21 protein-coding genes are annotated in these 21,713 nt (G+C 63.5%); 2 read left to right on the top strand and 19 right to left on the bottom strand.

Annotated features, from left to right (window positions below; all coding sequences use genetic code 11):
• Nucleotides 1-80: 80 nt before the first annotated feature.
• From miaB to AC3EML_RS07480, 10 genes are all read right to left on the bottom strand, one after another.
• Nucleotides 81-1,490 carry a tRNA (N6-isopentenyl adenosine(37)-C2)-methylthiotransferase MiaB gene (gene miaB / locus AC3EML_RS07525; RefSeq protein WP_352521650.1) on the bottom strand — a complete coding sequence of 470 codons (1,410 nt, stop codon included), beginning with the start codon at nucleotides 1,488-1,490 and terminating at the stop codon, nucleotides 81-83.
• Nucleotides 1,491-1,566: 76 nt separating this feature from the next.
• The gene (gene olsA, locus AC3EML_RS07520) at nucleotides 1,567-2,367 is read right to left on the bottom strand and encodes a lyso-ornithine lipid O-acyltransferase (RefSeq protein ID WP_023669543.1); all 801 of its coding nucleotides are present in this window, start codon (nucleotides 2,365-2,367) and stop codon (nucleotides 1,567-1,569) included.
• Between the two features lie 28 nt (nucleotides 2,368-2,395).
• The gene (gene rimI / locus AC3EML_RS07515; RefSeq protein ID WP_023669542.1) at nucleotides 2,396-2,890 is read right to left on the bottom strand and encodes a ribosomal protein S18-alanine N-acetyltransferase; all 495 of its coding nucleotides are present in this window, start codon (nucleotides 2,888-2,890) and stop codon (nucleotides 2,396-2,398) included.
• Entirely contained in the window at nucleotides 2,890-3,567 is a 678-nt protein-coding gene (tsaB, locus tag AC3EML_RS07510; RefSeq protein WP_023703487.1) for a tRNA (adenosine(37)-N6)-threonylcarbamoyltransferase complex dimerization subunit type 1 TsaB, read from the bottom strand. The genes rimI and tsaB overlap by 1 nt, the downstream gene beginning before the upstream one ends.
• Nucleotides 3,568-3,674: 107 nt before the next feature.
• Nucleotides 3,675-4,790, bottom strand: coding sequence for a DUF1513 domain-containing protein (locus AC3EML_RS07505; RefSeq protein WP_352521649.1), 1,116 nt, complete (start codon nucleotides 4,788-4,790; stop codon nucleotides 3,675-3,677).
• A 3-nt stretch (nucleotides 4,791-4,793) separates the two neighbouring features.
• Complete coding sequence (locus AC3EML_RS07500; protein WP_352521648.1) at nucleotides 4,794-5,873, bottom strand: imelysin family protein; 1,080 nt, start codon at nucleotides 5,871-5,873, stop codon at nucleotides 4,794-4,796.
• Entirely contained in the window at nucleotides 5,873-7,462 is a 1,590-nt protein-coding gene (locus AC3EML_RS07495; RefSeq protein ID WP_352521647.1) for a di-heme oxidoreductase family protein, read from the bottom strand. Before AC3EML_RS07495 ends, AC3EML_RS07500 begins: the two co-directional genes overlap by 1 nt.
• Before the next feature lie 12 nt (nucleotides 7,463-7,474).
• Complete coding sequence (gene bfr / locus AC3EML_RS07490; protein ID WP_023669537.1) at nucleotides 7,475-7,960, bottom strand: bacterioferritin; 486 nt, start codon at nucleotides 7,958-7,960, stop codon at nucleotides 7,475-7,477.
• Nucleotides 7,926-8,237, bottom strand: a complete 312-nt coding sequence (locus AC3EML_RS07485; RefSeq protein WP_023669536.1) for a (2Fe-2S)-binding protein — start codon at nucleotides 8,235-8,237, stop codon at nucleotides 7,926-7,928. Before AC3EML_RS07485 ends, bfr begins: the two co-directional genes overlap by 35 nt.
• 59 nt (nucleotides 8,238-8,296) lie before the next feature.
• Nucleotides 8,297-9,589 carry an imelysin family protein gene (locus tag AC3EML_RS07480; RefSeq protein WP_352521690.1) on the bottom strand — a complete coding sequence of 431 codons (1,293 nt, stop codon included), beginning with the start codon at nucleotides 9,587-9,589 and terminating at the stop codon, nucleotides 8,297-8,299.
• A gap of 490 nt (nucleotides 9,590-10,079) precedes the next feature.
• Here AC3EML_RS07480 and AC3EML_RS07475 point away from each other — a divergent pair, with 490 nt between their 5' ends.
• Nucleotides 10,080-11,333 (top strand): NAD(P)/FAD-dependent oxidoreductase, encoded by a 1,254-nt coding sequence (locus tag AC3EML_RS07475; protein WP_352521646.1) that lies wholly within the window; start codon nucleotides 10,080-10,082, stop codon nucleotides 11,331-11,333.
• A gap of 129 nt (nucleotides 11,334-11,462) precedes the next feature.
• Here AC3EML_RS07475 and AC3EML_RS07470 read toward each other — a convergent pair whose 3' ends face one another.
• Nucleotides 11,463-12,740 carry a 4-aminobutyrate--2-oxoglutarate transaminase gene (locus AC3EML_RS07470; protein WP_352521645.1) on the bottom strand — a complete coding sequence of 426 codons (1,278 nt, stop codon included), beginning with the start codon at nucleotides 12,738-12,740 and terminating at the stop codon, nucleotides 11,463-11,465.
• A 263-nt stretch (nucleotides 12,741-13,003) separates the two neighbouring features.
• Between AC3EML_RS07470 and AC3EML_RS07465 the strand changes: the two genes are divergently transcribed.
• Nucleotides 13,004-13,705 carry an efflux RND transporter permease subunit gene (locus tag AC3EML_RS07465; protein ID WP_352521644.1) on the top strand — a complete coding sequence of 234 codons (702 nt, stop codon included), beginning with the start codon at nucleotides 13,004-13,006 and terminating at the stop codon, nucleotides 13,703-13,705.
• Nucleotides 13,706-13,717: 12 nt separating this feature from the next.
• On the opposite strand, the gene AC3EML_RS07460 is transcribed toward AC3EML_RS07465, so the two are convergent.
• From AC3EML_RS07460 to recR, 8 genes are all read right to left on the bottom strand, one after another.
• Nucleotides 13,718-14,056, bottom strand: coding sequence for a DUF2185 domain-containing protein (locus tag AC3EML_RS07460; protein ID WP_023696743.1), 339 nt, complete (start codon nucleotides 14,054-14,056; stop codon nucleotides 13,718-13,720).
• A 38-nt stretch (nucleotides 14,057-14,094) separates the two neighbouring features.
• A complete protein-coding gene (locus AC3EML_RS07455; protein WP_023669527.1) occupies nucleotides 14,095-14,844 on the bottom strand; it encodes an ABC transporter ATP-binding protein in 750 nt (249 codons plus the stop codon).
• A complete protein-coding gene (locus AC3EML_RS07450; protein WP_023669526.1) occupies nucleotides 14,841-15,677 on the bottom strand; it encodes an ABC transporter ATP-binding protein in 837 nt (278 codons plus the stop codon). Before AC3EML_RS07450 ends, AC3EML_RS07455 begins: the two co-directional genes overlap by 4 nt.
• A gap of 10 nt (nucleotides 15,678-15,687) precedes the next feature.
• A complete protein-coding gene (gene nikC, locus AC3EML_RS07445; RefSeq protein WP_023682024.1) occupies nucleotides 15,688-16,608 on the bottom strand; it encodes a nickel transporter permease in 921 nt (306 codons plus the stop codon).
• Nucleotides 16,605-17,672, bottom strand: coding sequence for an ABC transporter permease (locus AC3EML_RS07440; protein ID WP_023669524.1), 1,068 nt, complete (start codon nucleotides 17,670-17,672; stop codon nucleotides 16,605-16,607). Before AC3EML_RS07440 ends, nikC begins: the two co-directional genes overlap by 4 nt.
• Nucleotides 17,673-17,691: 19 nt before the next feature.
• Complete coding sequence (locus AC3EML_RS07435) at nucleotides 17,692-19,335, bottom strand: ABC transporter substrate-binding protein (RefSeq protein ID WP_023682026.1); 1,644 nt, start codon at nucleotides 19,333-19,335, stop codon at nucleotides 17,692-17,694.
• 264 nt (nucleotides 19,336-19,599) lie between these two features.
• The gene (locus AC3EML_RS07430) at nucleotides 19,600-20,877 is read right to left on the bottom strand and encodes a lytic murein transglycosylase (RefSeq protein ID WP_023696744.1); all 1,278 of its coding nucleotides are present in this window, start codon (nucleotides 20,875-20,877) and stop codon (nucleotides 19,600-19,602) included.
• A gap of 194 nt (nucleotides 20,878-21,071) precedes the next feature.
• Nucleotides 21,072-21,677 (bottom strand): recombination mediator RecR, encoded by a 606-nt coding sequence (gene recR / locus AC3EML_RS07425; RefSeq protein ID WP_023696745.1) that lies wholly within the window; start codon nucleotides 21,675-21,677, stop codon nucleotides 21,072-21,074.
• Between the last annotated feature and the right edge of the window lie 36 nt (nucleotides 21,678-21,713).

Below are 21,713 nucleotides of genomic sequence, written 5' to 3'. Positions count from 1 at the left end.
AGAGGCCCCGGATGTCTGGTTCTGGGGCAGAGTCTTCACTTCAGCAGCGCTCAACCGTCTCTCCTCATCTGCCGAGGCCATCAAGCCAACTCGGCGAACAGGCTATTGTAGCCCGTCTTCGTGATTCGCACCCGGATAATGTCACCGATTTCGCCGGCCTTTTCATCAACAATAACCGGCTGCAGCCAGGGCGAGCGGCCGACCTTCTGGCCGGCCTGACGGCCGGGCTTCTCGATCAGCGTGTCGATGGTGCTGCCGACCAGGCCCAGGCCGAAATCCTGCTGTTGTTTCAGCAGCAGCGCCTGCAGGCGTTGCAGGCGCTCGTCCTTGACCGCTTCCGGCACGTGATCGGGCATATCGGCGCCCGGCGTGCCGGGACGCGGCGAATATTTGAACGAGAAGGCCGAGGCGTAGTTCACCTGGCCCACCAGATCCATCGTCGCCTCGAAATCGGCGTCGGTTTCGCCGGGGAAGCCGACGATGAAGTCACCGGACAGCGCGATGTCGCCGCGTGCAGCGCGGATGCGCTCGAGCAGCGCCAGATAGTCCTTGGCCGTGTGCCTGCGGTTCATCGCCTTGAGGATGCGGTCTGACCCGGATTGCACCGGCAGGTGCAGATAAGGCATCAAAGCCGGGAGGTCGCGATGGGCAGCGATCAATTCGTCGTTCATGTCGCGCGGATGGCTGGTGGTGTAGCGCAGCCGCGCCAGGCCGGGAATTTCGGCTAGCCGGAACAGCAGACGGCCAAGCCCCCATTCCATGCCATCCTCACCCTTGCCGTGCCATGCATTGACGTTCTGCCCCAGCAGCGTCACCTCGCGCACACCGGCATCGGCCAGCCGCTCGGCTTCGGCGACGATCTGCGCCACCGGCCGCGACACTTCCGAGCCCCTGGTATAGGGCACGACGCAGAAGGTGCAGAATTTGTCGCAGCCTTCCTGTACCGTGAGGAAGGCGGTGACGCCGCGCTTGATCATTTCGGCACGCTTCGGCTGCGGCAGATGCTCGAACTTGTCCTCGATGGCGTATTCGGTCTCGACGATCTTCTCGCCGCCACGCACCCGGGCCAGCACATCGGGCAGCCGGTGATAGGTCTGCGGGCCGATGACCAGATCGACAGCAGGCGAACGGCGGATGATTTCCGGGCCTTCGGCCTGCGCGACGCAACCGGCGACGCCGATCAGCATTTCGCGCCCAACTGCTGCGCGTTCAGCCTTCATGTCGCGGATGCGGCCGAGCTCAGAATAGACCTTTTCCGCCGCCTTCTCCCTGATATGGCAGGTGTTGAGCAGCACCAGGTCGGCGTCGGCGATGACATCGGTCGCGGTGTAGCCGTCGGCGGCCAGCGCATCGGTCATGCGCTGTGAGTCATAGACATTCATCTGGCAGCCATAGGTCTTGACGAAGACCTTTTTGGCCGGGGCGGACGCCGCAGCAGCGCTTTGCGAGGCGCTGTCGGTTTCGTTCCGCTCTATCGTGTTCAAATCCATCCGGCGGCTTCTAACGCCTTTCCGTGACAAAAAACAGACGATTCTCGGGCATCGGCCTGTAGGCGCTCGGCCTGCGCTAGCGGCTCGGTCGGGGATCGGCGAGCGCGGCCTGCATCATGGCGCGCACCTTGCTTTCCATCATCCTCGACGTTTCCTTGCGGTTCGAGCCCTTGGAAAAGGCGATGGGCTCGCCGAAATGCACCTCGACGTCAATGGCGCCTTCGGCCATCAGCACCTTGAGATGCGGCATCAGGTCCTGATCGCCGATCCAGGCAGCGAGCGGCCGGTGGCGGCGGCCGAGAGGCACGCCGTGCACCCGCGTGTAGGCAATCGCCAGCGGCTGGATGAAGACCTGCTCGGCCGCGCCTTCCGAAATCGCCATCGAGGCGGCGCCGAACAAGGTGCTCTTGAACGGCAGGATGGTGTTGCCGTCGCCGGTAGAGCCCTCGGCAAACAGCACCATGGCGTCGCCCTTGGCCATGCGGCTGGCGATCTCGCTGGCCTGGTCGCCAGCTGTCCGCTTGCGCTCGCGTTCGATGAAGACCGTACGCTGCAATTTCGACAGCCAGCCGATCAGCGGCCATCCCTCCATGTCCGCCCGAGCGATGAAGGTCACATCGGCAAAGGAGCCCAGCACCATGATGTCGGTCCAGGAGATATGGTTCGAGGCGACCAGCAGCGGGCGCTGGCTGGACAGCGCACCTTTGACATGGATGCGCAGGCCGAGCGTCCGGACGATGAGGCTGTGCCAGGCCTTCAGAATGACCGTCTCGCGCCAGATTCCAGTCTTCATCGACAGCAGCTGCAAAGGCACAAGGACCAGCGAACCGATGACAACGAGGCTCAGCGCCAGGAAAATCCTGATTTTTCCGATCATGCAGCTTGGCCCTGCCCCAAAACTTTGGCTAGCGAAGATCGCGGCGCATGACAAGCGCGCCGGTAGGACCATGTTCGGTCGAGCGGTAATAATTGGCGCGGTGGCCGACTTGTCGGAAGCCCAGCCGCCGGTAGAGGGCGATGGCAGCGACATTGGTCTCGTCGACCTCAAGGAACAGCGCCTCGGCGCGCTGCGCATGCAATTCGCGCAGTACCGCGTCCATCAACTGCCAGCCGAGCCCCTGGCGGCGATGCGAGCGCGCCACCGCCACGGTCAGAATTTCGCCCTCGCCGGCTGCAAGCCTGGCCAGCACGAAGCCGACCGGCGGCTTGGCGCCCTGGCCGATTTCGCGCGCGGCATAGCCGAACACGGTTTCCTGTTCGAGCAACGCGGCGAATTCGCCATCGGTCCAGGGCCGGACGAAATCCTCGCGATGCAGCACCGACGCTGCCGGGCTGTCGGCGATGGTCAGCGGCTCGAGCGCATAGTCCCTGCGGCGCGGCTGGAGGAAAGGGATGCGCATTACCGTTTCTGCCTCAACAGGATGAACCCGGCCTGCGGCTTGGCATCGGCGCCGCGCAGATAGAGTGGCTTCGGCTTGTCGCCCTCGCCTTTTGCAGCGGCGAGCCGGGCGTAGACGGCAATGTCGGCGGTGGCAGCCGTCGGGCCGATATCGAAATCGCGACCGGCCGCGGCTGCGATCTGCACGGCGGCCGTGCCGGCAAGCACCGGACGATTGTCCGCCGCCATTCCCGCGGCTTGCGCAAGTGTGGTCACCGCCGGACCATAGCGCAAAATCGTATCTGCGTCGTAAAACGCGGCATGGATCTCCTCGCGGCCTGCATCGAGAGCGGCCAGGATCGGGCGGCCGGGAAATGCCGCCCTCGCCTCGGCCGCCAGCGCCTCCAGTGTCGTTACCCCGATCGCCGGGATCTTCAGCGCCAGCGCCAGGCCGCGCGCCGCCGAGACGCCCACCCGCAGGCCGGTGAAGGAACCCGGACCGATGGAGACCGCAACGGCGCCAAGGCCGGCATAATCGGTGCCGTCCGCTTTCAACGCTTCGTCAATGACAGCCATCAGGTGTTCGGCGTGGCCTTTGCCGAGATCGAGTACCGAGCGGCCGAGCTCTCTGCCGCCCGATGCGTCATAGACGCAAGCGGCGCAGAGATCGGCGGCACAGTCGATGGCGAGCAGTTTCATAGGCGACCGGTTCGAAAAACAGTCTCCCTCTGCCCGCCACGGCGCGCCGCCGCAAGAGCCAGCGCGTAAATTGTTAAGCGGCTTCGCTTCGGTGCAGGCCGGACGGCTTACGCCGCTGGCGCGATGCGCAGCATGTGGTTGTCCCAGACATAGTCGGGCTCGGAGCGCGTCGCGCCGCTGCCTTCGATGATTTCGCCGGCACCCGTGGTTGCCATGAAGCCCGGGCCGTCGGGCGCCAGGCCGCAGACCTCGACCAGCGCCTTGGTGGCGACGATCTTGCCGCTGGCGGCGTCGATGACGGCCAGCGAATTGCCTTCCGGCGAAGACACCGCGACCGTGCCGGCAATCGGGTTGGCGGCGACCGAGCCGATGTAATTCCGGAAGCCGGATAGCACGTCTTGCGGCATGTCGAGCAGCTGCAGCCCCTTGCCGCGCGTGGCGCGGCCGACCAGCGGTGGCCGCTCGGTGCCCGGCCCGCGGTACTGGCAGCCGAACCAGATGGTGCCTGTGGGGTCGGCATCCATGTGGCGAATCGACAGCTGGTGCAGAGCCGGCGGCAGTTCATGCTTTTCGATGAGATCGCCGGTTGTGCGATCGACCAGCACATAGGACGGCTTCATGGTGGCGGTGTTGAGCTCGGCGCGGCCATAGTCGGGATGGGTCTCGATGCCGCCATTGGCGATGGCGATCGTCCGGCCGTCTCCGAGCAGCAAGAGCTCATGCGGCCCCATGCCATAGGTCGGAAACTCGCCGATGCGGCTGAACTTGGCCCGTGCGTCGTAGATCCCGACGACGCCGGCGGCATTGTCGAAATTGTTTTCGGTGGCGTAAAGCAGCGCGCCGTCGGTGGAAAACACACCGTGGCCGAAGAAATGCCGACCGGTGATGCTGGCGATGGTCAGCGGCGGCTCGCGGCCGGCATGGTCGAAGACCACGGCGAAGGTGCCGGGTTGCCGGGCGAAGACCACGGAGCGCTTCGAGACCGGATCGAAGGTGACGTCGTGGCCACGGTCGGGCAGGTCGATCGCATGCAATACTTTTCCGGCTTCCGACAACACAGCGGCGCCAAAGCTGCCGTCGCGCTTGACGAAGGCGGTGGCAAAGACGGCATCGGCGGCAAGCGTGTCCGCCCAGGCCCGCGGCGCCATTGACGCGACGAAGCCGGCGCCGGCAGCTCTGAGAAAATCGCGGCGGTCCATCAGCGGCGTGCGTGTCGCAACCATTGGTCAGTCCCCGTCCAGTGACGAAAAGCCGGCGGTCAGGCCGAACTCGGCGGTTAGCCGGGTGCCGATCAAGCCCGACAGGCTGGAGGTGATCAGCGCGAAATGTTCGAGTTTTCCGCGCTCCGCGGGATCGGCGAGCGTCTTGTCGATCCGACCCTGGATGGATTTGGCAGTGGCAACGCCATTGATGAGCTGGATATGGATGGATTCCGCCATCCATCTGCTATCCTCGGGCAGCGCGTCGCCGAGCTTCGAGGCCTGGAACAGCGCATCAATGCCGGAGAGGTTGCCGGCTAATGAAAGGCCGGTGTTTTGCGAGCGCCAGTAGATCGCTTGCCTCGGCTTGTCACCCTGCGGTTTGGCGCCGAGAAAACCTTTGAGGCGCACGTCGCGGACCATTTCCAGCTCGTTGATGAAGACGCCGACCAGTTCGGTCACCCCTTCGGTGCCGTCGCGGTAAAGCGCATTGTCGGGTCCAGGATTAGCCCACAAGGCTGCAAAACCGTCCGGTTTTTTCCAGGCCGCGTCGACATCGGCCGCCATGGTCTCGATGTTCTTGGCGACTGCCGCGCCATAGGCGCAGCGATAGGGCTCGTCCTTGCCGACGAGCGTCTCGGCGCCGTCGCCGTAAAGCACGAACTCAAGCGCCCCTAATCCCTGCATCGCGACACTCTTGCCCGCCAGCTGCGCCGGATCGGTGGCGGTCGGATCCTTGCCGGCCAGCGCCGCCTGCACCTGCTTCAGGCCGATGCTCTTTCGGTCCGGCCAGTAGAGCATGCGCTCCAGCCGGTTGTTCTCCTTGATTGGCCCGAAGGCGATGATTTCAGCCGACGACCAGGCTGCGACCGTGGCCGAGAATCCGGCATGCGCGGCATCGAGGTTGCCCTGCGACGGCGCCTGGCAGAGCGCGTCCATGGCCTTCGCCAAGGTGCCGGCATGGCCATGCAGGCTGGCATAGGCGGGGCGGACAAATCCGTCGATCGCTCTTTGAATGACATCGGAGGCTTTCACCGAGGCCGATGCCGGGGACGCACCGAACAGAGCCAATGGGAGGAGTAGAACAGGCAAAACCCGCTTGAGCATCAGAATGACTCCAGGAATTTGATGAGAGCATCGCGGTCGGCCGTATTGGCGGCGGCAAAGCGATCGCGCGCCTTCTGCCCCTCGCCGCCATGCCACAGGATCGCTTCGGTAAGCGTGCGCGCACGCCCGTCATGCAGGAAGAAGGCGTTGCCGTTGACGGTCTTTGTCAGGCCGATGCCCCATAGCGGCGGGGTGCGCCATTCACTGCCCGTGGCATCGCCCACCGCCTGGCCGTCGGCAAGGCCAGGCCCCATGTCGTGCAGCAGAAAGTCGGAATAGGGCCAGATCAGTTGGAACGCCTGCGCCTTGTTCCCGCGCATGGTGACGAATTTCGGCGTATGGCAGGCAATGCAGCCCATCTCGTAGAACAGCTTCTTGCCGGCGAGCACGGCGGGTGCGCCGACATCGCGCCGCGCCGGCACCGCAAGATTCTGTGAATAGAAGGTGACGAGGTCCATCACCGGTGGTGGCGCCTCGACCGGGCCGAGCCGCTTCTGCACGCCATTGGGCATGGCTAAGCAGGCCTCTTCGGCTGCGGTGCAATCGCCCCAGTGGCTGGGCTCTTCCGGCGTCGAAATGCCGATATCGCCGGCAAAGGCGTCCGTCGCCTGCTGGCGGATCGATGCGGTCTGCGCCTTCCAACCGAAGCGGCCAAGCGTCAGTTGCCCGCTGCTGAGGTCACGCACCATGTTGGGCTTGCCGGAAATGCCGTCGCGGTCGTCGGGATCGGCATGGGCAAGGATGTCGGCCGGCGCGATCTGTTCGATCAGGCCAAGGCCGATCATGGGCGGGGTCAGACGTGGCGATAGCGTGGTGCGCGGGTCAAGCGGGCCGTAGCCAAGCCCGTCGACCGAATAGCTCGGCTTGCGCAGCGAAACGATGCTACCGTCGCCGAGCGTGACCTTTTCCTCGCGATAATCGACATACATGCGGCCTTCGCCCTTGAGGCCGGGCACCGCCAGTTCCTGCAACTGCGCGCCGTAGACCGGATCGGGGAAGTTCAGCACCTTGTGCGCGGCGATCTCGGTCTTTTCCTCGGCCGTGCTCGCATCGCGCGCTAGCCGCAGGAACATCGACGTGGTGCGGCTGTCGGCGGCCGGCGGGCGGCCGCGGCCATCCTTCAAATGGCAATTCTCGCAGGCGCGCTCGTTGAACAGGGGTCCGAGACCGTCCGAGGCCTGGGTCGAGGATGGCGACGACACCCAGTTCTTGCGGAAAAGCGCATTGCCGAGCTTGAAATTGCCCTGTTCCTCGAAGGTAATGTTTTCAGAGGGTTGCGAGAAGGCGTCGCGGTCGACCTGCTTGCGCGACGTGCCGGCGCCGCCTTGCATCGTTTCGAAGGATTCGGGCTTGGAGAAATCCTGGGTTGGCCTGGTAACGGCAAGGACGCGGGCCTGGTCCTTCGGCGTCAGGTCGGTGCGGCTCGTGGCGAGGCCGACCGGTTCCGACGATCCGGCCAGGGCCGGGGCCAAAATTGCCGCCAGGGTTACAACCGAAAGCCCGCGAAAGGCCTGATATCGCGGGTTTTTGAGGAGCAGCGGGCCGGCGGCCCGCCGCAAGCGGCGCAGAATATCTATGGGGCGCCGCATTCCTGCATGGTCCTATTCCGCCTCGTCCGCCGATGCGGCGTTGAGCTGGCCGTATTTTTCCTCGCCGATCGAGGCAAGGAGGTCGAGCTGCGTCTCGAGGAAGTCGATGTGACCTTCCTCATCCGCCAGCAATTCCTCGAACAGCTTCATCGTCACGTAGTCGCCGGCTTCGTTGCAGATCTCGCGCGAACGCTTGTAGGCGGTGCGTGCGTCATATTCGCCGGCGAGATCGGATTCGAGCACTTCCTTGACGTTCTGGCCGATGCGCAACGGCGCCACGGACTGCAAATTGGGATGCCCTTCGAGGAAGATGATACGGGCCACCAGCCGGTCGGCATGGTGCATCTCCTCGATCGATTCGGCGCGTTCCTTCTTTGCCAGCTTGGCATATCCCCAATCTTCGAGCAGGCGGAAATGCACCCAGTATTGATTGACGGCGCCAAGCTCCAGGAACAGAGCCTCGTTAAGCCGCTCGATGATCTGCGGTTCGCCTTTCATGGATTCTGCTCCCATATTGGACGCGCAGGCCTCTGACGCGATCCAGGTGTGAAACGATGTCCACGCCGCTCGCCTCCGAACGGGTGTGGTAATTTTCGGTGACCCGAATGATCGTTTCGACCACATTTGGGAAGCAGCCGCAACAGCGACCGCGCTTTTGCATCGTGTGATAGACCTTCGCCGGCACGATCAGTTGCCAGGGGTCCTGATCCAGCAGATCGACGATCGTCTGCTCAATCTCCTTTTCGGTGATGATGTTGCAATGGCAGATCAGCATGGATTGGCTCTGGCTGACGGCGCCCCTCCGCGCCGTTTGGCTGGTAGTTGGTTGGGGTGCTACTTGAACACCTTGTCCGGTGCGTCGAGGCTGTCGGACCCCTCGAAGGCTATGTTGTTCAGCTTCAGCGCGCCGACGGCGCGTTCGATCGACTTGGTCTGGTCGACCAGCGCGTCGATTGCCGCCTGCACGGTAGCATTGCCTTCGGTGTTGCCCTCGGCGATCTGCTGGTCGTAGGCCTCGCCGGCCACTTCCCGCGCCTTGATCGCCTCCATCTTGGCGACCGAGACATCGAGCTTGTCGGACAGTTCCTTGTCGATCGCCGGATCGGCCGCCTTGACCATATCGTGCACCGACGGGCCTGAAACGACGGTGCCGTCGATGCGCGTGTAGCTGGCGAGATAGGCGGCGCGGATGCCGATGGCGTCATAGAGATGCGAGTTGTAGGTATTATCCGAGAAGCAGTCGTGCTCCTCTTCGGGATCGTGCAGCAGCAGGCCGAGTTTCATGCGCTCCCCGGCCAGTTCGCCGTAGGACAGCGAGCCCATGCCGGTGAAGATCACCGAGATAGCGGTGTTCGGCTGGCCATCGACGAGGTTCTTGCGGGCGGCGCCGTCTTCCTTCCAGTTGCCGACCATCTCCTGCAGGTCGGAGACCAGAAGATCGCTGGCCGACTTCAGATACTCGGCCCGGCGATCGCAATTGCCGCCGGTGCAGTTCTTGAGGTCGTAGTCGGTGTACGGACGCTCGCCGGCGCCCGGGCCGGTGCCGTGCAAATCCTGGCCCCAGAGCAGGAATTCGATGGCGTGATAACCGGTGGCGACATTGGCCTCGATGCCGCCGGCCTCCTGCAGCGTGCCGGCGAGGAACTCCGGCGAAAGCTTCGAGGCGTCGACCTTCTTGCCGTCGATCTCGATGTCCTTGTTGGCGATGACATTGGCGGTGTAGAGCGCGTTGGCGTCGGACTCGGTGCCGTAGCTCTTGGCGACGTAGTCGATCAGGCCTTCGTCGAGCGGCCAGGAGTTCACCTTGCCTTCCCAGTCGTCGACGATCTTGTTGCCGAAGCGGTAGACCTCGGTCTGCTGGTAGGGCACGCGCGACGCCTTCCAGGAATCGCGGGCGGCATTCAGCGTGTCCGCCGACGGGTTGGCAAGCAGCGCGTCGACAGCCTTGTCGAGCGCCTGCGCCGTGGTCAGCGAATCCTCGTACTTGGCCAGCGCGATGTCGGAATAGGTCTTGATGACCGCCTTGGCATCGATCTCCGCCGCCTTGGCCGGCAGGATGAAAACCGCCGCCGTCAACATAGCCGTGGCACCGATCGCAGCCAGTCTGCCGCCATATCGCGCTGTCATCATCAGTCTCCAGTTCAAAGGGGATTCGGTAAAAGGCGCGCGTGCCAAACGGTGCCGGGACATAGGCATGCCGTAGGACACCACAGATGCCGCGCCGCTCTGCGGCTCACGGGAGAAAGACACCAAATGCCTCCAATCGAACGGGTTCAAGGCCCAAACATCAAAGGGATGCGCTGACGCGCGAGCCTCCATAAAACGATGGCGAGGCCGGAAGTCAACTGGTGAACCCTAGAAAATTCAATTGAAACAACAGTTTATAATTATTCTAAACTAGCACTATCAACTTTAAATCGTAGCCAGCAGCCAAGGTGAGAGACGCCGCGATTGACAAGCGACCGTTCCGGGTGCGACCCGGACCGGGGCTCTTGCGACGGCGGCAGACAATCGCCATCTGGCGGAACGGCTCACAATCAAAGCATGATGTCGTCCGAAAACCGCTTCACACTTTTCGGCATCATGCTCCAGATTTGAAACAGGAATTCGGGTTGCGATGAAGAACGGGGTCGTCATTGTCGGTGCGGGTCATGCGGGCGTGCAAGCGGCCGCCAGCCTGCGCGAGGAAGGCTATGACGGGCCTGTCATACTGATCGGCGACGAAACCGATCTGCCCTATCACAAGCCGCCGCTGTCGAAGACCTTCATCAAGGACGCCGATGCCAAGCCGCAACCCTTGCGCGGCGAGGCCTTTTACACCGGCAGCGCCATCGACTTCAGGCCGGGCGTCCGAATCGACAGCATCGATACGGCAGGCCGCAAGCTGGACATAGCGGGCGGCGGCGTGCTGCCGTTCGACCGGCTCATCCTGGCCACCGGTTCGCGGCCGCGGCTCCTGCCGCTGCCGGGCGCCGACCTCTCGGGCGTGCTGTCGCTGCGCTCGATCGCCGATGCGCGGCTGATCCGCGCGCTCAGCGCCCAAAGCGGAGACGTGGTCATCCTCGGCGGCGGCTTCATCGGGCTGGAGATCGCGGCAACGCTGAGGGCCGCCGGCCGCAACGTCATCGTGGTCGAGGCCGTCGACCGGCTGCTTGGCCGGGCGGTAGCGCCGGTGGTGGCGAGCCATGTCCGCCAGCGGCTGGAGGCGATTGGCGTGCGTATCCTCACCGGCACCACCATTGCCAGGTTGGAAGGCGAAAACGGCCATGTCTGCGCCGCCATCACCTCCACCGGCGAAAGGCTGCCCGCGCGCATGGTCATCGTCGGCATCGGCGCGGTGCCGAATGTCGAACTTGCGCAGGCTGCCGGACTGACTGTCGCCAATGGCATCCGCGTCGACCAGCAGATGCGCACCTCAGTGCCTGATATTCTGGCCATCGGCGACGCCGCTTCCTACCGCCACTGGTCGACCGGCGGCGACGTGCGGCTGGAATCGGTGCAGAACGCCACCGACCAGGCGCGGCTTGCCGCACGCACGATCACCGGCCACACGGACGCCTATGCGGCGGTGCCGTGGTTCTGGTCTGACATCGGCGACATGAAACTGCAGATGGTCGGGCTGACCTCGGGCGGCGACAGCCATGTCGTGCTGGGCGACCTCGCTGAGAACAAGTTCTCGATCTACCACTATGCTGGAAGCCGGCTGCTCGGCATCGAATCCGTCAACAGGCCGGGCGACCATATGCTGGGCCGCAAGATGCTCGGGGCCGGGTTTTCGCCGATGGCGCAGACGATTGCTGAGGGACTTGACGGGCTGAAGGCTGCACTGGCAGCGTTCCAGCAGGATGAGCCGGCACGGGCTGCGGGCTAGACGCACTTACCCTCCCCCTTGTGGGGAGGGTCGCTGCGAAGCAGCGGGGTTGGGGTCGGCGCGAGGCCCCCACCCGGACCTGCGGTCCGACCTCCCCACAAGGGCCCAAGGGGGAGGTAGGGGTTTGCGCTAGGCAGCGCAGACTTCGCGGATCGAGCTTTCCAGAATGTCGAGCGCCTCGTTCATGACATTGTCCTGGATGGTGATCGGAGCCAGGAAACGGATGACGTTGCCGTAGACGCCGCAGGTCAGCAGGATCAGCCCCTTGTCGAGCGCCTTCAGCCGGATCGCATTGGCGATCTCGGCCGACGGCAGGCCCTTCTTGACGTCGTTGAATTCGACCGCGTTCATGAAGCCGAGACCCCTGATGTCGACAATCTCGGGCACATCGTCGCGGATCGACTGCAGCCGCTGTTTCAGCCGGGCGCCCAGCGTATTGGCGCGGTCGCACAGCTTTTCGTCCTCGATTACGTCGAGCACGGCGTGTGCCGCGGCAACGCCGATCGGGCTGCCGCCATAGGTGCCGCCGAGCCCGCCAGGACCGGGCGCATCCATGATCTCGGCGCGGCCGGTGACCGCCGCCAGCGGGAAGCCGCCGGCCAGGCTTTTCGCCATGGTGGTAATGTCGGCCGCGACCTCATGATGATCCATGGCGAACATCTTGCCGGTGCGGGCAAAGCCGGTCTGCACCTCATCGGCGATCAGCAGCATGCCGTGCTGGTCGCAGAGCTTGCGCAGCGCCGTCAGGAATTCGCGCGGCGCGTCGTAGAAGCCGCCCTCGCCCTGGACCGGCTCGATGATGATGGCGGCAACGCGAGCCGGGTCGACATCGGCCTTGAACAGTTTGTCGAGTGCGGCCAGCGAATCGGTTGTAGACACGCCGTGCAGCGGCACCGGAAACGGCGCGTGGTAGACGTCGCCCGGCATGGCGCCGAAACCGACCTTGTAGGGCACGACCTTGCCGGTCAGCGCCATGCCCATGAAGGTGCGGCCGTGGAAGCCGCCGGCAAAGGCGATGACGGCTTGGCGGCCAGTGGCGTTGCGGGCGATCTTGATGGCGTTCTCGACGGCTTCAGCGCCCGTGGTGACGAAGATGGTCTTCTTCTCGAACTTGCCGGGCAGCATGCCGTTCAGCCGTTCGGCCAGCCTGACATAGCTCTCATAGGGCACGACCTGGTGGCAGGTATGGGTGAAGCGGTCGAGCTGTGCCTTGACCGCCTCGATCACCCTGGGATGGCGGTGGCCGGTGTTGACGACGGCGATGCCGGAGGAGAAATCGATGTATCGGCGGCCTTCTACATCCCAGATCTCCGAATTCTCGGCGCGGTCGGCATAGATCTGCGTCGTCATGCCGACGCCGCGCGAGATCGACTGGTTCTTGCGCTCGGAAATGGCTGCGTTCTTCATTTCGTCCCTCATCGGGCCGACGCCCGTTCTCGTTAGATGAATGCCAAGGCCTCTTCTGACCTTATTTCACGTTTTCCTCAAGTTGGCACCGCCGCCGGGCGATTGGGCCTGTCGTCGATGCGGGCCACTTCGACAGACCGGTCTTAACCAGCCGACCGATACACGTACGGGGCAGTCCGTGACAGCTCACCCGTCACCGGGAACGGCGAAGCAATCCCGCTCGCGGCAGTGGCGACTTCCGCTACGACCTCGAACAGCCGACGGTGTGGCGGCGCAACCGCATCCCGACGATCACCGTTCGCGCAGGCCTCGTTGGCGACGTGCTGCCGGCCACCGTCGTCAACGAATTGAAGCCGTCGGTCGACGCCTTCATCGCCAAACTGCCGCCCGCTATTCCGTTGCAACCGCCGGCTCGGTCGAAGAAAGCGCAAAAAGCCGCAGCGGTGGTGCCGCTGATGCTGTTCGTGATGGCGACCATCCTGATGATCCAGTTGCAAACTTTTCAGCGCCTGTTCCTGGTGGTGGCGGTGGCGCCGCTCGGCCTGATCGGCGTGGTCGCGGCCCTGGTGCCGAGCGGCGCACCGCTCGGCTTCGTCGCCATTCTGGGCGTCCTAGCGCTGATCGGCATCCTGATCCGCAACTCGGTTATCCCGATCGTGCAGATCGAGGATCTGGTGGCCGAGGGCCAAGACCGCTGGGAAGCCGTGATCGAAGCGACCGAGCACCGCATGCGGCCGATCGCGCTGACGGCCGCGGCCGCCAGCCTAGCGCTGATCCCGATCGAGCGCGAAGTGTTCTGGGGCCCGATGGCCTACGCCATGATGGGCGGCATCATCGCCGGCACGGCGATCACGCTGCTGTTCCTGCCGGCGCTTTATGTGACGTGGTTCAGGATCAAGGAGCCTAAGCAGGGGGACGAACCATCTGTTCCGGAGAACGGCGAACTGGCGCAAGACCCCGCTTAAGGCTTTGCCGGATCATTCGTTATCGTTAGAGGGTTCGGGGCGCGATTTCGCTCGCTGCCATGGCGATGATTTTGACGTCCGCCAAGCATGCCAGCCTTTTGGCAAGTCGGCCAATGCCAGGATGCTTTCATCCTGCTGCACCACCTCTTGCAGGCCAACGAGCATTATCTCGCGTTCATCCCAATCTCGAGAGTCGCTGCTATAGAATTGCCAACTGCCCCCTTCATCGTTGTAGTTCTCGTCATCGTCAGCTTCATGCACAACGTATGCGATCCAGTCGCCCCGTTTGAATATGCTCTTGTCCGATAGCACCGCGACATTGGGCGGATCTGCAAACTTCCATTCTTCCATGGAATTCCCCAAGCGATTATTCTGCGGAACAAACTAGTTCACGCCGTCCGAACAAACCCCTCGCTCGCCCTAAGCAAATTGCGTGTGTAATCCTTCTCCACGCGGTGCCCGATCAGCTGGCCCGCCGTCAGGTTCTCCACCGCTTCGCCATTCTGCATCACCATCAGGCGCTCGCACATATGGGTGATGATGGCGAGGTCGTGGCTGACCATCAGGAAGGTCAGCTTGCGCCGACGGCGAACCTCTTCCAGCAGGTTGAGCACTTCCGCCTGCACCGAAGCGTCGAGCGCCGAGGTTGGTTCGTCGAGCAGCAGGATCGACGGTTCGAGGATGAGCGCCCGCGCGATCGCCACGCGCTGACGCTGACCGCCGGAGAGCTGGTGCGCGTAGCGGAAACGGAAACCGTTGCCTAATCCGACCTCGTCGAGGGCGCGCTGGATGCGTTGCTCGCCATCGGCAAAGCCGTGAATGGCGAGCGGCTCCTGTAGCAGGCGGTCGACGGTCTGACGCGGGTGCAGCGAACCATAGGGGTCCTGGAAGACCATCTGCACTTCGCGATAAAAAGCCTTGTCGCGGCGCGCTCCCAGCGTCTTGCCATTGACCGTGATAGTACCGGATGCGACAGGCACCAGGCCGGCAATGGCTTTGAGCAGCGTCGACTTGCCGGAACCGCTCTCGCCGACCAGGCCGAAGGATTCGCCGGACTTCACCTCGAGGTTCGCCCCTTTCAGCGCGCGAAAACGGTCGAACACCACCTCCAGCCCTTCAATCGAAATGGCTGGCGTCATGCCGCCCACTCCGGCTTGCGGTCGAGCACCGGCAGCGGGTGGCGTTCGTAACCGATCCTGGGCATGCAGTTGAGCAGGCCGCGCGTGTAGGGATGCTGGGCGTCGCGCAGCTCCGACGCCTTGAGCTGCTCGACCACCTTGCCGGCATACATGACGATGACGCGGTCGCAGAAGGAGGCGACCAGCCGCAGATCGTGCGAGATGAAGATCAGACCCATGCCGCGCTCACTGACCAAGCGGTCGAGGATGCCGAGCACATCGAGCTGAACGGTGACGTCGAGCGCCGAGGTCGGCTCGTCGGCGATCATCAGTTCCGGTCCGGCGATCAGCATCATTGCGATCATGGCGCGCTGGCCCATCCCGCCGGACACCTCGTGCGGATGCAGGTCGAAGACACGCGAGGGATCGCGGATCTGCACAGCTTCCAGCATGGCCAGCGCCCGCTCGCGCGCTTCGGCCTTGGAGACCTTTTCATGCGTGCGCAGCGTCTCGACGATCTGGCGGCCGATGCTCATCACCGGGTCGAGCGAATATTTCGGATCCTGCAGGATCATGGCGATGCGTTTGCCGCGCAGCGCCCGGCGCTGGCGGGCGGGTATGTCCAAAAGATCGATGCCGTCCAAGGCGAGCTTCTTGGCCGACACCAGAGCCTGCGGCGGCGTCAGGCCCATGATGGCGCGGCCGGTCTGCGACTTGCCGGAGCCGCTTTCACCGACAATGCCCAGCCGCTCTCGGCCAAGCGAAAAAGTGACGCCGCGCACCGCCTGGATGAGGCCGGTCCGAGTCGGGAAGGTGACGCGCAGGTCGTCGACATCGAGAAGTGCACCGCTCATTGGTCACCACTCATTGGTCGCCACTCCGGGGATCGAGCGCATCGCGCAGGCCGTCGCCAAGCAGGTTGAAGCCGAGGCTGACGATGAGGATGGCGAAGCCCGGCGCGCCGGCCACCCACCATTGGTCGAGCACGAAGCGGCGGCCGGACGCGATCATGGTGCCCCATTCCGGCAGCGGCGGCTGGGCGCCCAGGCCGAGGAAGCCGAGGCCGGCGGCGGTGAGGATGATGCCGGCCATATCGAGCGTCACCCGGATGATGAGCGAAGAGATGCAGAGCGGCATGATGTGGCGCAGCACGATGCGGAACGGAGAGGCGCCCATCAATTGCACCGCCTTGATGTAATCCGAATTGCGCACGGTCATCGTCTCGGCCCGCGCAATTCGCGCGTAAGGCGGCCACGAGGTGATGGCGATGGCCAGCACCGCGTTTTCGATCCCGGGACCAAGGGCGGCGACAAAGGCCAGTGCCAGGATCAGCTTGGGAAAGGCGAGGAAGATGTCGGTAATGCGCATCAGAATGGCATCGGTCCAGCCGCCGGCATAGCCGGCGACGGTGCCTACCAAAAGGCCGATGGGGGCTGCGATGACAGCGACAAGAATGACGACATAGAGGGTCCAGCGTGAGCCAAAAAGAATGCGCGAATAGATATCGCGGCCGAGATCGTCGGTGCCGAACCAATGCGCCGCACTCGGCGCCAAAAGCCGGGCATTCTTGAGATCGCCGATGGTCGGCGAATAGGGCGCCAGCACATCGGCAAAGGCGGCGACCAGCAGCAGCGCGATGATGATGAGCAGGCCGAGAAACGCCAGCCGGTTGGCGGAAAAGCGCCGCCAAGCGACGTAGGCGCGGCCGAGCCGTGCCTGCATGCGCGAGGCCGGCCGATCGCTGAGCAGCCAATCGCGGCGCGTTTGGATTGCTTCGGCGCTCATCCTGTCTTCGTCCTCGGATCGAGCACCTTGTAGAGAACGTCGGACAGGAGATTGATGCCGATGAACACCGAACCGATGACGATGGTGCCGCCGAGCACGGCGTTCATGTCGGCGTTCTGCAGCGAATTGGTGATGTAGAGGCCGATGCCGGGCCAGGAGAACACCGTCTCGGTCAGCACCGAACCTTCGAGCAGCCCGGCATAGGACAGCGCGATCACCGTGACCATCGGCACCGCGGCGTTGCGCAGCGCATGGCCCCAGATGATTCGCGTTTCAGACAGGCCCTTGGCGCGCGCGGCGACGATGTATTCCTGCGACAGCTCATTCAGCATGAAGGAGCGCGTCATTCGGCTGATATAGGCGAGCGAGAAATAGCCCAGCAGCCCTGCCGGCAGGATGATGTGGCGGTAAGCGTCGTAGAAGACATCCCACTGGCCCTGCAGCGCGGCGTCGAGCAGGTAGAAGCCGGTGATCGGTGTGAATGTGTACTCGTAGACGATGTCGAGGCGGCCAGGAAAAGCCACCCATTGGAGCTTGGCGTAGAACAGGACAAGCCCCAAAAGCCCGATCCAGAAGATAGGCACGGAATAGCCAATCAGGCCGACAATGCGAACGATCTGGTCGATGAGACTGCCGCGTTTTACCGCTGCCAGCACGCCGAGCGGCACGCCGATCAACGAGCCTATCAGAGTGCCCAAAGTCGCCAGTTCGATCGTTGCCGGAAAGGCACGGCGGATGTCGGTCATCACAGGATTGGTGGTCAGCACAGAGGTGCCGAAATCACCGTTCAGCGCATGCTTGAGATAGATATAGAATTGCTCGATCAACGGAAGATCGAGCCCCATCTCGCGGCGGGTGCGCTCGACGACATTGGCCGGTGCGCGGTCGCCGAGCACCGCCAGCACCGGATCGATCGGGATGACGCGGCCGATGAAAAAGGTCACCGCGAGCAGGCCGAGATAGGTGGTGACGGCGATGACCAGGAAGCGGCCGATCGCCAACAAGATAGCGACGGCGCGGGCGCTTCCCTGCCCCGCCGTCGCCTGGTTTTCAATCGCGCTCATCAGGGCGCGTCCGCCGGCGCTATTCCTTGGAGACCGGGCCGACGAAGTTGGTGTCGAAGCTCGGACCGAGCGCAAAGCCTTTCAGGTTTTTGCGCAGGCCTGCCACTTCCAATTGCTGGTGGATGATGACGAAGGGGCTGGTGTCGAGGATCGTCTTTTCAAGACTCTTGTACATATCGGCGCGCTTGCCGGCATCCTTCTCCAGCAAGGCTGCTTCGGTCTGCTTTGTCAGGTCCGGGATGTCCCAGGCATTGCGCCAGGCCAGCGTCTTGGTCTTGCCTTCATCCGAATTGTCCGGGTTTGAGGCAAAGGTCTGGGCGTTGGAGTTCGGATCGAAATAGTCCTGGCCCCACTGGCCGATATAGATGTCATGATTGCGGGCGCGGTATTTGGTCAGCGTCTGCTTGCCGTCGCCCGGGATAATTTCCAGCTTGATGCCGGCTTGGCCAAGCGTCTGCTGGATCGATTCCGCCATGCCCGTTGTCGGCTGTCCCGTGCGTACGTCCATGGTTACGCTGAAGCCGTCGGCCAGGCCGGCCTTGGTCAGCAGTTCCTTGGCTTTGGCGACGTCGAACTTGAACGGATTTTCGTCCAGTTCGCCCAGCACGCCCTTGGGCAGGAAGGTCTGGTGAATCTCGCCAATGCCCTTGAGGATGGTCGTGCTCAGCGCATCGTAGTCGACCAGATATTTGAACGCCTGGCGAACCTCGGGCTTGGCGAGGTTCGGATTCTTCTGGTTGAGACTGATGTAAAAGACCGTGCCCTTCGGCGCGCTGGTCGTGGTGAGATCGGCATTCTTGGCGATGGCGTCGAGATCGTTCGGCTCGAGGTTGCGGGCAACGTCGATGTCGCCTGCTTCGAGCGCCAGGCGCTGTGCCGAGCTTTCCTTCATGTTGCGGTAGATGACGCGGGCGAGCTTGGCCTTCTCGCCATTGTAATTGTCGTTGCGCTCCAGCACGACGACCTCATTGGCCCGCCATTCGCGCAGCTTGTAGGCGCCGGAGCCGGCATAACCGGTCTTCAGGAAGGCGTTGCCGAAATCGTTGTCCCATTTGTAGTCGGCACTCGGCGTCACCGCGGCGACATGTTCCTTGACCAGCTTTGCGTCGACGACCGAAGCGACCGTTGCCGACAGGCAGTTTAACACGAAGCTCGGCGCATAGGCCTTGTCGACGGTGAACTGGAAGGTGGTATCGTCGACGGCCTTGGCCTTGTCGGCAACATTGTCGCCGCTGATGCCGAACTGGTTGATGATGAATGCCGGCGGCTTATCCAGCTTGATGGCGCGCTCGAAGGAATAGGCGACATCGGCGGCCGTCAGTGGATTGCCCGAAGCGAACTTTAGGCCGGGCTTGAGCTTGAACGTATAGACCAGGCCGTCGTCGGAGACGGTCCAGCTCTCGGCAAGGTCGCCCTTGACCTTGGAGGTGTCGCTGAGGTCGAGGCGGACCAGCAGATCATAGGTGTTGCCGGTGACTTCGGCGGTCGACAGTTCGAACGCCTCGCCCGGATCCATGGAGATGATGTCGTCGATGGCAAAACCTTCGACCAGCGTGTCGGCGGGGGTCACGGCAAAGGCCGGCGCGACGCCAATGAGCAGAGCGGACATGGCAGCACCTGCGAGCCAGACGCGCGAACGTAGAGCAAACTTTTCCATCATCATGATGATTGTTCCCTGTTTTGTTGATTGTTGACCCCGAGTTCCCGGCTCAGGGCTGCAGTAATCTTTTTCGCGGCCGGAGGACGACCGTTAGACCCCATACCGTGTTGATTTTTTTCCAGTTGGTCAACACCCTATCCGGCAGCCCTCCAACCGGCAACGGGCATTTTTGCGAGCCGGCATACTGGACCGGAATATGCTGTGCGCGTCGAAGCATGGGCGAGCCAATTGCAGCCGCCGATGGGGAAAAATCTGCTCTTTTCGGTGTTACTTGATGGCAGCAACCAGATCGGCGTCGGGGAAGCAGGTGGCGGGGCGGCCGTTCTTTTCCTGCCAGCTGCCGATCGAGCGGCGGGTCTTGAAGCCGGGCAGGCCGTCGGCGCTGCCGACATCGTAGCCCTTGGCCTCCAGCGCCCGTTGCAGCGCGGCGATGTCGGAACGATGCAGGCCGCCGACCGCACCCCAGCTGCCGACGAAATCAGCATCGCCATGGGCGATGCGGTCAGCGCCATGGCCGATGAACAGGGCGTAGAGGTCGCTGGTGTTGTATTGCTTCAGCACGTAGAAATTTGTCGTGGCGATGAAGGCCGGACCGCTGCGTCCGGCCGGCATCAAAAGGAACCCTTCCGCCTTCGGTTCGTTGGCCGGAAAGGCTTTGCCGCCGACGCGGCTGATTCCCATCGCCGCCCAGGCTGAGATCTTCTTGCCCTGGTCGGGACCTTCGAGCGAGCAGGAAACGCTTTCCGGAACCGTCACCTCGAAACCCCAGCCACGCCCCTTCACCCAGCCATAGTGGACGAGATAGTTGGCGATCGAGGCCAGCACGTCCGGCGTCGAATTCCAGATGTCCGGGTGCCCATCACCGTCGTAGTCGACGGCGTGCTTCAGGAACGAGGTCGGCATGAATTGCGGCTGGCCGAGCGCGCCGGCCCAGGACGATTTCATGGCGCCGACCGGCGCCAACCCATGCTCGACGATCTCGAGCGCCGCCAGTACCTCGGTGCGGAAGAAGTCCTTCTTGGTCGACATGAACGCCTTGGTGCCGAGAACCTCGAAGGCGTCGTAGGGCATTTTCGCCGCGCCGAAGCCGGTCTCGCGGCCCCAGATCGCCAACAGTATCTCGCCCGGGACACCGTAGCGCTTTTCGATCGCAGCCAGCGTCTTGGCGTTGGCCGCCTCGCGCGTGCGCCCACCTGACGTGACGGCGCGCACCGTCTTTTCGGCGAAATAGGCGCCGGGCGAACCGAACTCGGCCTGATGCTGTTTTTGCGGAGTTTTGGGTTTCTCGCCGGGCAGGACGAGGTCGGGCAATTTGAGGTTCGGCTTCACGCCGTCGAAAGCGGCGTCGAAGGTGGATTTGGAGATGCCTTTGGTCTGGGCTTCCGGCCAGAGATCGGTTTTCAGCCAGGCGCGGAACTGGTCGTCGATTTTGGCGGCGGAGGCGGGGGCTACAAAAAGCAGGGCAACGAGGGATGCGAGAAGCGCAACGAGCGCCAATCCAAAAGATCCGCGTTCTGTCGCGCCCCCCTCTGTCCTGCCGGACATCTCCCCCTCAAGGGGGGAGATTGGCTGTCGCTTCGGTTTTCGCCAACCACCAGCGTTGAAAGAAGAATGCCGCCCGAGAAGCTGCTGATCTCCCCCCTTGAGGGGGAGATGTCCGGCAGGACAGAGGGGGGTGTTTGGCGCAAACCTCGAAGAATGCGAAGCTTTCATGTCGCACATCCTGCCCGCCAATTGCGTCAAAACGCCGTCCGCGAGCGCAAGGCCGCCGCCAGCGTCCCCTCATCCAGATAGTCGAGTTCGCCGCCGACCGGCACGCCATGCGCAAGTCTGGTGACCTTGATCTCGAAACCCGAGAGCTGGTCGGTGAGATAATGCGCCGTCGTCTGGCCCTCGACCGTGGCGTTGACGGCGAGGATCACCTCCTTCACCTCGCCGCCGGCGACGCGGTCGACCAGCGAGCGGACATTGAGCTGGTCGGGGCCGATGCCGTCGAGCGGCGATAGCGTGCCGCCGAGCACGTGGTAGCGCACATTCATGGCCGCCGCCCGCTCCAGCGCCCAGAGGTCGGAGACATCCTCGACGACGATCAGCGTCGAGGCATCGCGGCGCGGATCGGTGCAGATCATGCAAGGGTCGGAGGTATCGACGTTGCCGCAGGTCGTGCAGATGCGCACCTTGTCGGCGGCTTCAGCCATGGCGGCGGCGAGCGGCGACAAAAGCTGCTCCTTCTTCTTGATGAGGTGCAGTGCCGCACGCCTGGCCGAACGCGGCCCTAGCCCCGGCACCTTGGCCAGGAGCTGGATCAGGCGTTCGATCTCGGGACCGGCGATTCGCTTCGACATCGCACTGATCTAGGATTTTTCCGCGCGCTTTGAAAC

This window comes from Mesorhizobium sp. P170090 (assembly GCF_057786115.1).
Note: the sequence above shows the minus strand (reverse complement) of the source record. Positions and strands in the feature narration are given on the sequence as shown.